Raw genomic sequence first — 12248 nt, 5'->3', positions numbered from 1 at the left:
CCCCAAAAAACAATTAATCTACAATATTATACCACACAATGGCATCTCATTATAGTCTCAGTGCGTCGATTGGTTTCATGAGGGCTGCTTTTCTGGCAGGGTAGATTCCGAAAAACAGACCGATAAGGATGGAAAATAGAGCTGCGCCAAGAACTGATGTAGGTGTGATGATAACATCAAAGCCTATGGCGGAGCAGATGACAACGGCCAGGATGATTCCCAGAATGATACCGACTATTCCTCCAAGAAGTGTCAGGATGGCTGATTCAGCAAGGAACTGGGTCAGGATAGCTCCAGTGCTGGCTCCGATGGACTTTCGTATACCAATCTCCCTGGTTCTTTCTGTTACTGATACCAGCATGATGTTCATAACACCGATACCACCAACGATCAGGGATATTACTGATACAAGTAAAAGGAAATCCTGAGCGTAGCCAAGGATCTTATCAAGCTGATCAGAAAAGTCTGCCATACTGTAACCGGAAAGAGCTGTGGTACCACGAAGACCGTGCTTGTTGGTCAGGATCTCTTTTGCCTTGGTAACAGATTCATCCAATGTGGACTGATCATCAAAGAGGATGAGCTGGGTAAACTCATCGGTCTTCATGTCAAAGTCAGCACCCATGGCGGTGTAAGGAACCTCTATCTGAGCGAAGTAATCCTGGCCTTCCATAATGAACTGATACATATCGTTCATGTGGTCACGAAGACCAACTACAGTGTAGGTTGCAGTCTTGCCATTGGCGGTAATGTCAACCTCTCTGCCCACAGCGTCCTCAGTTCCAAAGATCTTTTTTGCATCATCAAGGAGCATTACGCATACCCTTGAACCTGTCTCTACCTGCTGGGAAGTGAAGTAACTTCCCTTAACTATTCCATTGCTGAAAGCGTACTCAAAAGCCTGGGTTCCGCCGTTTATATAGCACTCAAAAGTTTCCTTCCTGCCTTTGACCTTGGCGTAGCTCTCTATGTTCGGGGACATTCCCTTGATATCAGGAAGATACTCCTGTACAAGATCTATGTCGTCCTGGTTAAAGCGTTCAGAGGTCTTACTGGTATCCATGATAAATATGCCGTAGTTACCAGCAAGGTCGTTTAGGGAGTTGGTAACATATGCACTCATTCCGTTACCAAGAGCCACAACCGCGATAACCGCAGCAATTCCTATGACTATTCCAAGCATGGTCATAGCTGTCCTGTAGCCATTACCAAGGATCTGTTTGATTGCGCTTTTTAAATACTCGCCGAATTTTCCCATTTTACTGTGCCGCTACTACTGCCATTCCCTCTGTAAGGAGAGATACATCTGAAGAAATAACCTGGTCTCCAACTGAAAGACCTTCTATGATCTGAGCATCTGTGCTGGTTGAGATACCGATTGTAACGTCTTTTCTTGTTACAACGCCGTTCTCAAGAACATATACGAAATCTCCAGTAGAATCTGTCTGGATCAGCTCGTAAGGAAGAACTATTGTATCATCAGCCTTCTGAGCATGGATCTTGTTGTTCGCTTCTACTCCAAGGATGATATCTGAATCAGGATTGGTAACTTTGATGGTGGTTGCTACTACTGCAACGCCGTTGGCATTCTTGGTTGCAGTACCTGAAACCTTGGTAACCTCTCCCTGATACTGTTTGCCGTTAATTGTGATATCTACCTTCTCACCAACTGAAACCTTAGGAAGGTCACTCTTTGATACCGAAATAGAAACCTGTACATCGTCAAGGTTGGCTATAGTAAAGAGCTGTGAGCCGCTTGCCACTGTAGCTCCTTCAACAACTGTAGCAGGCATAGCTGTGATAACGCCGTTAAAGTCAGCCTTGATGCCTTCCTTGGCTGCCTCGATCTTAGAAAGAGTATCTTCCTGTGTAAGCTCAGTAGCTTCCATTGAAGCCTTGGATGCTGAAGCTGAACCTGGATTTACCTGGGCTGCCTTGGCGCTTGAAAGGTGTGACTGCTCTTCCTTTAAAGTAGTGATCTGATCGTTCCAGCTCTTGATCTCTGCATCTGTCTCAAGTGCATACTGAACATCAAGCAGTGTCTGAGACATAGCAAGACTCATCTGTCTGTCTTGCTCTGTAGGTTCTGTGTATTGACCTTCGTCATTCTTATTTCCACTCTCATTTCTATAAATATAACTGTCACTTCCGTTTTCAAAGAGGCCTTCTGCAGAATCACTTATTCCGTTCTGGTTGACATCGCTCTGAGCTTTGCGTATATCTTTTATAGTCTGATTAACTCTGTTTGTCTTTTCTGTGATCTTATCCTGAAGAGCCTTGATCTCTGCAGTTATTGCATCGAGCCTGTCGTTGATCTGTTGAGCAGTCATGCCCTCTGCATACTTCCTGTCTGCTGATCCAACAGGGCTGTACAGTGCGCTGTAATTGCCCTTTGCCTGCTGAATTGCAAGCTCTGCGCCCTTCTTTTGGATCTCAAGGTTATCTGCATCATAAGTACAAAGAACATCTCCAGCCTTAACCTTATCTCCAACCTTGACGTTGACTGTATCAAGGGGAGCTGTGATCTCTGTGAAGTAGTTCTTGTTCTCAGCACTCTCAACAGTACCTGAGATTGAAAGGATATTCTCAATGTTTCCAAGTGCAACTTCATGAGTCTCAACTGTTACAATTGAATTCTTGCTGGCATTGATCCTTCCAATGATAAAGCCGACAACTCCAAGAGCCAATATTCCAAAAAGAATATATCTCTTCTTGAACTTCCTTTTCTTCTTTTTTGTTGAATCTGAAAGATCAACGCTGTCGTCCTCATCGTAGATTTCTACATTTGAACCGGTTGTCTCTTTAATCACATTCTGCTCAGAAGCAGTATCCACAATAGGCTCATTCTTTTCTGCTTCTTTAGCTTTAACTGTTTCATCAGTCGAAGAAGTTTCCGTGGTTACTACCTTCTCCTCTAAGTTCTTGTTCTCTTCCATAACATCCTCCATACTTTGGACCTATTGCCCTCAAGCCCCATTAAATCTCATCTTTATAATCGGGGTTCATAATATCGCTGGTTATCTTTCCATCTGATATAGTAATGATCCTCTTGGCCTGTGCTGCAATGCCGGGATCATGGGTGATTATGATAACTGTTCTGCCCTCAAAGTAGAGCCTTTTGATGATCCTGATGATTTCTTTTGTAGATGCAGTATCCAGGTTACCTGTGGGCTCGTCAGCCAAAAGTATTGGCGGAGCCTGGGCTATGGCCCTTGCTATGGCAACTCTCTGCTGCTGACCTCCGGACATCTCGTTGGGCTTGTGGGTCTTACGCTTTTCAAGGCCTACACTGTTAAGGGCGGCATTTGCAAGCCTCTCCCTCTCTTTTTTACCAACTCCTCTATATATAAGAGGAAGCTCAACGTTCTCAAGAGCTGTCAGTGACGGTATTAAGTTAAAGCCCTGGAAAATAAAGCCAATTTCTCTGTTTCTGACTTCAGACTGCTCATCGTCTGTCATATGTGATACATCCTGTCCGTGCAGATAATACTTGCCAGAAGTTGGCGTATCAAGACAGCCAAGCATATTCATAAGAGTAGACTTACCGGAACCAGACTGTCCGATAATTGCTACGAATTCCCCTTCTCCGATGGTCAGAGAAACATGATTAAGGGCTCTGACCTCGTTTTCCCCAGGATTGTAGATCTTACTTACATCCTTTATTTCTACCAGTTTTTTCATAACATTCCTCAAAACAACAAATTACCAAATACATTGCACACAACTTCCCTATATTCTATGCCATTTTATACATAAAATCAAAGAAACTTTTTGTGAACTCATCAGGATAGTTCCCAAAAACCATCAAACACCATGGAAACTTCCTTGATCATGCCAAGTTCCTTGACAGTCATGTCGCTTTCTCTGTCCTGAAAAACAACTTTGCCGCCAGTTTCCGAAAGGTGGGTTACCACTAAGGTGACCTTAGGTCTGTAACTTAGCTGCTTAAGATCTGATATCACAGGGTCAATAAAGTCATATACAGAGGCATGTGGCGCATATCTAAAGGATCCCTGCCATGTATTGGTCACATTGGTGGAATCAGCCTCCACATCTCCAAGCTCCTGCCTTTCGCACTCAAAGGAAAGTTCTCCCGCTCCGTGTCTTGTGACGTAGCTTCTTGTCACATAGACCACCTCATCTATGGCAAGGCCAAGGCCATCAAGAAAAGCTCCTGGATTAGTAAGTCCAGTCCTTGAACCTGTGACGTTTGGAGCATATTTTTTATTCTCAGCATCAAGAAGCAGGCCCTGCCCTGTTTCAAATATGACATTGTCATACTTATTGAGAAAAGTTCTCACATCTCCTGATACTATTTCCACAAGCTCAGAATTTCTCTTCATCACAGCGGCTGCATTTCTAAGGACCACATTGTCAAGAATGTCCTTAAGATACTGGGAATCCCCCACATCGCCAAAGATTTCCCCGATCCTTGGCCTGTAATAATAGTTTCTGATATGTATAAGCTTCTCTGCCAGGTCTTTTTCGCTTAATGTCTTGACCTCTTTTATGGTAAGCCCAAAGCCCTGCCCAGCTCTAAGAAACGCCTCATAGATACCCATTCCGCAGCTGCCATGGCGCTTACTGCCCCTTGAGGATTCAAGGGCCATGTTAAAGAGAACATCGCAGACTATAGTCACATTGGTGTCAGGAAGTGCGTATATCCTTGGAGCCTGCCCTGATACCTCACAAAAAGAATCATACTCATCCCTCAGTTTAAAAAGGTCCGGAAAAAAAGTATCTATCCACAAAGTGTCAGCACCACAAAAACTGCCAGATCCGACCTCGTGAAAGATAAATCTCTTTTCATGTGGGCCTTCAAGTGGCAGTTTATCATCTGTGTCCGTATCGGAAGCTATGACTACGGTGTGACCTGACTGAGCGCCGCCGTTATGGCGGATCACAAGGCTCTTACCAGGTCTGTCTGAAAGTATATGGGTCACTCGCCCCTTACCCTCATCACCGAAGTTTTTACCAATAACCACGAAAAATTTTGTGGGCATTAAAAGAAGAATCCTTTTTTCTTGGTCTTAAGAACAAGACCTTCAACTGCGTTTCTAACTACAGGCTGAGCGTAGCTGCTCCACTGCGCTACAGCGTCTTCAAGGCTCATGCCGTTAACCATCTGCATTACTGTGATGATGACTTCAGGAATTACAGATACGTCCTGCTTACTTAATGTAATGATCCTTCCAGGGATAGTTCCATTAAAGTGGAAGGGCTTTGTGAAGTTTCCAGAAAGGTCGATGTGGAAGATCTCGTACTTCTCACCTGCCATATCAGCAAGCTTTCTTGATGTGAATCTCTCAGGGTCATCTCCGAAGATGTTTGCAATATCAGCTCCCCTTACCTCTGGATGGCAGTCTGCGTCTCCAATGGTGAAAAGAAATCCCTTCTTGCCTCTCTTTTCATAGGAATCGATCTTGGTGTGCTTTGCAGCAAAGTACCACAAAAGCTCAAAGTCCTCAGGTGAGTCTCCGCCCCTTCCCTCAAGCCAGAGATCAAGGAGCTGCTCTGCTATACGGATGTCTGACTCAAACTGAGTAACCTGAAGAGGTGCCCTGTCAGAAACATCCCCGATGGCAGCAAAAAGAAGCTGTGGATCATCCACAGGCTTGGTTGAATAGAGCTTCATCATTGTCTCATGAAGGGAGTTCTTGGCGATCTCCTCAGACAGATATCCCATGGAACCTGTAACATCAAGGCCGATGATGATAGGTGTTGAATTTGGGTGATCCTCAGAATCCATTGCTTCACGCATATTTACAAACTTAGGGTTGAACTTCTCCTCCATTCCCTGCTTCTTAAAGATCTGGGAAGCAGTTGATTTTTCTGAAATTCCTGCTGAGTCCCTAAGTTTAGACCAGTCTGCACTTGTATAACTTCCGTATCCCATTTGTAATTACTCCTCCATAAACTTAAAAATTCATTTTTGTAAAACGTCTTCCCCCAAAGGCGTCTTCAATCACTTTATCCCAATTCTCAAAATCCTTGTAGGCGTCATGAGTTGGCTTTTCAGAAAGAAATCTCTCAAAGCTGTCCTTTTTTAGATCAGCATCATAGCCAAGTATCATCTTAGCAGTTTTCCGAAGATCTACAAGGTCTTTATTTGCTCCTGGCAAAAGAGATTTCTTTTTCTCGGATATATCCCACCAGGCCCCAAAGAGCATGGCTTCGTGAGTTCTTGGGTTGATGCAGATGCTGTCAGGCTTTATGTCACCGTGAACAAGTCCGCTGTATTCAAGAACGCAGCAGATATTTTCAAGTCTTGATATTATCCAGGCCACATGCTCTTTTGAAAGAGCTCCAAAAAGCTCAAGGGGATAAAACTCCTCCGGCTTTTTAAATATCAGAAGCAGGCTCTTATCATCAAGGTCAATTGTGCCCTGGTACTGAGGAAAGCACTTTTCAAGGTGCTTAAGATCCGCCTGCGGATAATTGAGCTTGGAAAGGCCATTTATCGCCCTGGATGTCAGGTTTCCATGAAGAGCCCTTTCATCCGTGATATCAGTGTGGTTATTGAAAGTTTTTGGGAAGTGGTAAATGACATTATACCTGGTAAAGTAAGATGTCACCTGTCCCTCTTTTGCCTTGTAGAGGTAACTTATAACCACGTCTTCTCCATCTTTTGACTTAAGGGAAAGGTGCTCAGCCCTATCCCACATCCTGTCTGTCTTGTCAGGATCAGGATCTGCGTCAGCACAGGCTTTCAGATACTCAAGCATGTGGATCCTGAAGGCCTTATAACCAGCAAGTTCTGCGTCAGAGAAATTCTCTTTTGCTCCGCAGTAGGGACATACCAGGTCCCCGGATGAATGCACCACCATCTCGGCGCTGCAGTTTGGACATTTATAACTTATCATATTCTTACAATTGCTGCCTTTCTACTAATTCGCTAAAATAGCCCTTATTTGCAATAAGCTCGTCATAGGTGCCCTGTTCCACTATCTTTCCGCCGTCCATAACAAGGATCCTGTCGCAGTTTTTGATAGTTGAGAGTCTGTGGGCAATTACGATCCTTGTGCACTTAAGGCCATCAAGGGCTTCAGAAATCTGTCTCTGGGTTATATTATCAAGGGCGCTGGTAGCTTCGTCAAATATGAGGATCTTGGGCTTACTTGCAACAGCCCTGGCAATGAGGATCCTCTGCTTCTGACCACCGGAGATACCTCCCTGTCCCTCTGCAATTATGGTGTGCATGCCCATAGGCATTGCCTTAATATCATCTGCGATACCTGCAAGTTCTGCTGCTTCCCAGGCCTCATCCTGAGTGAGCTTTTCAGAGGCAATGGCGATGTTGTGGAATATGTCTCCGTAAAAGAGCTTTCCATCCTGAATTACTGAACCGATCTTGCGGCGAAGAGACTTAAGATCGATCCTCTCAAGGTCTTTTCCGTCATAGAAAACTGCACCCTTTTCAGGCTTTTCAAATCCAAGAAGAAGCCTTACTAAAGTGGACTTACCGCATCCTGTCTTACCTACAATGGCAACGTACTCGCCGGCTTTGATCTTCAATGAGAAATTCTCAAGGATATATGGAGCCTGCTCGTTGTATCTGAAGTAGACACCGTTCATCTCAATTCCGCCGCTTATTCTTGTGGCGATGTCTTTTCTTAAGGTCTTTTCAGGTTCTGCCTTAAGGATTGGCTCTGCCATATCAAGAACCGGCTTTATCTTGGCAACTGAAAGAGATGCCATGGACAGCTCTGAAAAAGCTGCAAACATAGTTGCATAGGCAATGTTAAAAGCAAAGTATTCTGAAGTGGAAACCCCTGAATTTATGGCCAGTCCATAAAGCACTACTGTTCCAATAAGGGAAATAGCAGTATTGATAACGCCGCTTATCTTAAGGAAAAATGGCGGGTTATACTGAAGGGCAGCCCCTTCTGCGTACTGATTGGCCCACTTTGCAAAGATTCTTTTCTCTGCTCCTGCAAGCTTGATCTTCTGAATGCCGTTAATGATGGCAAAGGTAAGACCGCTCTCCTTGGCAAGGAGCTCCATGCGCCTTTTGGAGATTCCAACCTGCATCAGGATGGATATGGTTGAAAACAGCACCGTAAGAAGCATGATCACCAGGGATGGAACAACCAGCTTTGGCGCAAACTTAAAGATCTGCACCATATAAACCAGCGAAAAGATCGATGAAAAGCCCAGTGAAAAGAAATCTTCTATAATGATCTCACAGATTTCGTTGACACTGCTTGACCTGCTGGAAAGTTCACCGGCTGAGTACTTCCTGAAAAATGGAGCTGGCAGAGTAAGGATCCTTTGCATTACAGCCTGCTCAACAGGTATTGTAACCTTCCACTTTATCCTTGCGATAACTGCATTGTTGAGGGCATCAAAGGCACTGGTAAAGAAGATCGTCACTATGATGGTAACAACAAGGGCCCAGAAAAGCCCGTAGTCTTTGGTATCAAGGACTGTGCCTGTCAGCATCTGAGAAGCATATGGCAGGATCATGGTAACCAGAACAAGCGCCAGTGAGAGAACTGCAACCGACAGGTAATCAAAAGCCGTAAGGCGTCTCTTCATAAAGCCAATAAGATCAGGGATCCCAAGTGGCTTAAGGGGAAGAGGCTCATAGAAGGCCACTGCTTCGTCCTTAAAAAGAAGGGTCTGTTTCTTGCCTACCCTGGTCTTTTTCCCGGTATCAGGGTCATAGTAGAAGTATTTGCCAAACCCCTGAGGGAAAAGAGCTATTGGCATATTATCCTCTTTAAAGAAGCAGATAATTGGTCCAAAGCAGTCAGTAAACCACTTGCCCTCAAGTTTAATATTTGCCTTCATCATACCTACGCTATTGGCTGCATACTCAATCTGATCCAAAGGCTCTGAAATGCCGTGAGGCACTTCGATCCTTGGATAGTTGTAGTAGTAAAAGATCTCGTCAATGGCGTTTTTGATATTGGTCTTTAGATCTTTTCGCTTAACAGGCTCTCCAAGCACCCTATGAGCAATATTGTCATAGGAATCCCTGAAAAGTTCGTCATCCATTCTTTTTCTTTGTCTTATTTGTTCGTCAAACCAGCCCAATTGCATGCTCCTAAGTGTAAGTAGTTAGTCATTTGTTACCAGTGCAGTGTAGTATCCTCCCTGCTTAAGGAGCTCATCGTGGGTTCCTCTCTCCACGATCTCTCCCTTATCAAGAACGATGATCTCATCGCTGTCTCTTATTGTTGAGAGCCTGTGGGCGATGATGATAAGTGTTATACCTCTGTCCTTGATGGCCTTTACAACTTCGTACTCTGTCTTGGCATCAAGAGCACTGGTTGCCTCATCAAGGATGATGATTGAAGGATCCATAGCAAGGACTCTTGCGATCTCAAGGCGCTGTCTCTGGCCACCCGATAGGTCTTTTCCGCCCTCGGAGAGCCTGTACTGATATCCTGAAGGCTTGGCGATGATGTCGTCGTGGATCTGGGCATCTCTAGCCGCCAGTATCACCTCGAAGTCCTCAATGGATTCATCCCACATCTTGATATTGTTTTCTATGGTGTCCTCAAAGAGGATGATATCCTGGTCAACAACTGCAACTGAGCCCGTAAAGGTACTTCTGTCGATCTCTGAAATGCTCTTCCCATCAAATAAGATCTCTCCGCTCCAGGGCTTGTACAGTCCTGAAATAAGCTTACTCATGGTGGATTTGCCGCATCCGCTTCCGCCTACGATGGCCACTCTTTTACCAGTTGTAAGGTTCATGGAGAAGTCCTTGATAAATGGCTCGTCCAGGATCGAATATCCAAAGGTAACGTTCTTGATCTCAACGTTTCCTGAAAGCTTCTTGAACTCGTGGCTGTCGTCGTCCTCTCTGTCGGCGTACTCGTCAGTCGGGTACTCCATAACGTCCTCAACTCGCTCCATCTCTGTGCGCATCTCAAGCAGGGTCTGCCCGGCGTTTGTAAGAGTGGTTGCAGGTTCCATGAAGGATGTAAGGATTCCCTGGAAGGCTGTGATCATACCGATGGTGAAATGTCCGTTCATTGCAAGGAATACGCCGGCGAAGGTGATTCCGTAGTTGGCCAGCTTGCTTATCATATTTGGCAGAGCCCCAAGGTAAGTATTTTCCCTCATGAACTGAACTTCTTTTTCATCAACCTTGGCCTTTAACTCCACCCAATTCTCATAGAATCCGTTTTCAGCGCCACTTGCCTTTATAGTCTCGATCATGCTGATGCCTGAAAGAGTTGTGGTCTGAAGCTTACCGCTGTCTATGAGAAGCCCACGGGTAACGTTTATCCTGTGGTCTGAAATTATCTTGGAGAGGATAAGGTTTATCAAAACCGTGGTCACACCAAGAACCGTAAGAGGGATCGAATACCTGATAAGAACCACCAGGTAAAACAGCATCATTGCTGTATTCAGGCACAGAGGTGCAAAGGTATTAACGATGGCACTGGCGATTTCCTCGTTGGTGGTCTGACGCATCATCAGGTCACCAGACATTCTCTGGGAAAAGAACTCCATAGGGAGCCTTAGTACTTTCCACATAAAGGAAGTACTACCGTTTATAGCCAGTTTTCCGTCAATTCGAAGTGAATGAACTGCAGATATCCAGGATACGATGATCTGCACAAGGGCAAGACACCCAAGAAGGATCAGGAAAGGCTGAGCGCTTTCGCTTGCTTTTTTCGTAAGAAGGTTATCCATAAAGTACTCAGACATAAATGGATTAACTACGCTAAATACATATGAAAAGATTGTCATGGCCACAGTGAAGATAACTGCAGTCCTGGCATCCTTAAGTCTTTTTCCGGCGAATTCAAGCACGCTCTTTCTCTTTCCACCCTGTTCAAATTCTTCAGTAGTATCAAACATAAGAGCGATCCCGGTAAAGCCCTTGGCAAAGTCCTCTATCGGCATTGCCACATTTCCCCTTGAGGGGTCATTTACATAGGCCTTATTGCCCTTAAATCCACACAGCACAATAAAGTGATTGTAGTCCCAGTGAATAATACAAGGGAACATGCCCTTTTCTCTGAGGGCATCAAGTTCAAGCCTGTATCCGTTTGCTGCAAGGCCATATTTTCTGGCAGCTTTAAGGATGTTCTTGGCATTGGAGCCATCCCTTGAAACGCCGCAATCAAGCCTCATTTGCTCAAGAGCGACCCACCTTCCATAATAGGCAAGTATCATTGAAAGGCACGCAGCTCCGCACTCCAAGGCTTCCATCTGCATAACTACCGGTACTTTTGCTACACCATTAGAAACTACTTTATTCATATGATTAATAGTCCCCTGTCGTTTAGACTTTTATTCAATTATACATTAAATATTAACGCGATAGCAAAAACTATATCTTGTGTTTTTAAGTCTTGAGGGATACTATATTATGTATATGGGGTATATGATTTTTATCAGGAGGGGGTATTTATATGAAATCACCAGCTCAGATTGCAGCAGCTTATGAAACAGCAGGTACAGCCAAGACTAAACTTTCTTTTGGAAAGACTTTTATCTTGGGGATCATGGCAGGAGCATTTATTGCCTTGGGCGGCCTTGGAAGCCAGATAGCATCTGTCTGTGCGCCTGATCCGTCAACAGGAAGACTCATAAGTTCCATTGTTTTTCCCATCGGACTTTTTATGGTAATTATTGGCGGAGCTGAGCTCTTTACCGGCAACTGCCTTATCATAGTTCCTGTTTTATCAGGAAAAGCTACTATAAAAGGAATGGCTCGTAACCTTGGCATTGTCTACCTGGGAAACATGGTAGGGGGACTTATCATTGCTCTTCTTGCCAATTTCTCCCACACCTACGCCTTTGCAGATGGAAAGCTTGCGCAGGCTGTTGTAGCCACTGCAGTTGCCAAATCAAATATCTCCTTTATGGACGGCCTTTTAAAGGGAATCCTGTGTAATATCCTGGTGTGCATGGCTGTCTGGTGTTCCTTTGCTGCAGAAGAAGCCGCCGGTAAGGTCCTTACCCTTTGGTTTCCTGTAATGCTCTTTATCATTGGCGGATTCGAGCACTGCGTCGCCAACATGTACTTCATTCCTGCAGGCATGATAGCTTCCGGTGTTTATGGCATTCCAGCTGAAGGCCTCTCAATCTTTGGATTTTTGGTAACCAACCTCATTCCTGTAACTATAGGCAATATAATAGGCGGCAGCCTTTGTGTAGGCGCCACCTATTTCGCAGCATATCTCAAGAACTAAAACAAGACACGGGGACGGTTCTGTTGTCTGCTCCGCTGTCAGCGCCCCCTTTGGGGCACCGACAGCGGAGCAGACAACAGAACCGTC

The 12248-nt window shown here is 44.8% G+C and carries 9 protein-coding genes; 1 reads left to right on the top strand and 8 read right to left on the bottom strand.

Annotation, left to right across the window (positions count from 1 at the left end):
• Nucleotides 1–49: 49 nt before the first annotated feature.
• The 8 genes from J6I68_RS08165 to J6I68_RS08130 all read right to left on the bottom strand — a co-directional run bounded on the left by J6I68_RS08165 (nucleotide 50) and on the right by J6I68_RS08130 (nucleotide 11226).
• Nucleotides 50–1258: an ABC transporter permease gene (locus J6I68_RS08165; protein WP_292219419.1), complete on the bottom strand. Its 1209-nt coding sequence runs from the start codon at nucleotides 1256–1258 to the stop codon at nucleotides 50–52.
• 1 nt (nucleotide 1259) lies between these two features.
• Nucleotides 1260–2936 (bottom strand): efflux RND transporter periplasmic adaptor subunit, encoded by a 1677-nt coding sequence (locus J6I68_RS08160; RefSeq protein WP_292219416.1) that lies wholly within the window; start codon nucleotides 2934–2936, stop codon nucleotides 1260–1262.
• 40 nt (nucleotides 2937–2976) lie between these two features.
• Nucleotides 2977–3681: an ABC transporter ATP-binding protein gene (locus J6I68_RS08155; RefSeq protein WP_292219414.1), complete on the bottom strand. Its 705-nt coding sequence runs from the start codon at nucleotides 3679–3681 to the stop codon at nucleotides 2977–2979.
• Between the two features lie 101 nt (nucleotides 3682–3782).
• On the bottom strand, nucleotides 3783–5003 hold the full coding sequence (locus J6I68_RS08150) for an adenylosuccinate synthetase (protein WP_292219412.1): 1221 nt from the start codon (nucleotides 5001–5003) through the stop codon (nucleotides 3783–3785).
• Complete coding sequence (locus J6I68_RS08145; RefSeq protein ID WP_292219409.1) at nucleotides 5003–5896, bottom strand: hypothetical protein; 894 nt, start codon at nucleotides 5894–5896, stop codon at nucleotides 5003–5005. Before J6I68_RS08145 ends, J6I68_RS08150 begins: the two co-directional genes overlap by 1 nt.
• Nucleotides 5897–5918: 22 nt before the next feature.
• Nucleotides 5919–6863 carry a hypothetical protein gene (locus J6I68_RS08140; protein ID WP_292219406.1) on the bottom strand — a complete coding sequence of 315 codons (945 nt, stop codon included), beginning with the start codon at nucleotides 6861–6863 and terminating at the stop codon, nucleotides 5919–5921.
• A 4-nt stretch (nucleotides 6864–6867) separates the two neighbouring features.
• Nucleotides 6868–9000, bottom strand: coding sequence for an ATP-binding cassette domain-containing protein (locus tag J6I68_RS08135; protein ID WP_292219403.1), 2133 nt, complete (start codon nucleotides 8998–9000; stop codon nucleotides 6868–6870).
• Between the two features lie 63 nt (nucleotides 9001–9063).
• Nucleotides 9064–11226 carry an NHLP family bacteriocin export ABC transporter peptidase/permease/ATPase subunit gene (locus tag J6I68_RS08130; protein WP_292219400.1) on the bottom strand — a complete coding sequence of 721 codons (2163 nt, stop codon included), beginning with the start codon at nucleotides 11224–11226 and terminating at the stop codon, nucleotides 9064–9066.
• Nucleotides 11227–11378: 152 nt separating this feature from the next.
• Between J6I68_RS08130 and J6I68_RS08125 the strand changes: the two genes are divergently transcribed.
• The gene (locus J6I68_RS08125) at nucleotides 11379–12161 is read left to right on the top strand and encodes a formate/nitrite transporter family protein (protein ID WP_292219397.1); all 783 of its coding nucleotides are present in this window, start codon (nucleotides 11379–11381) and stop codon (nucleotides 12159–12161) included.
• Nucleotides 12162–12248 lie beyond the last annotated feature (87 nt).

This window comes from Butyrivibrio sp. (assembly GCF_017940685.1).
Taxonomy (GTDB): Bacteria; Bacillota; Clostridia; order Lachnospirales; family Lachnospiraceae; genus Butyrivibrio.
This window is presented reverse-complemented; position numbering and strand designations above follow the sequence as displayed.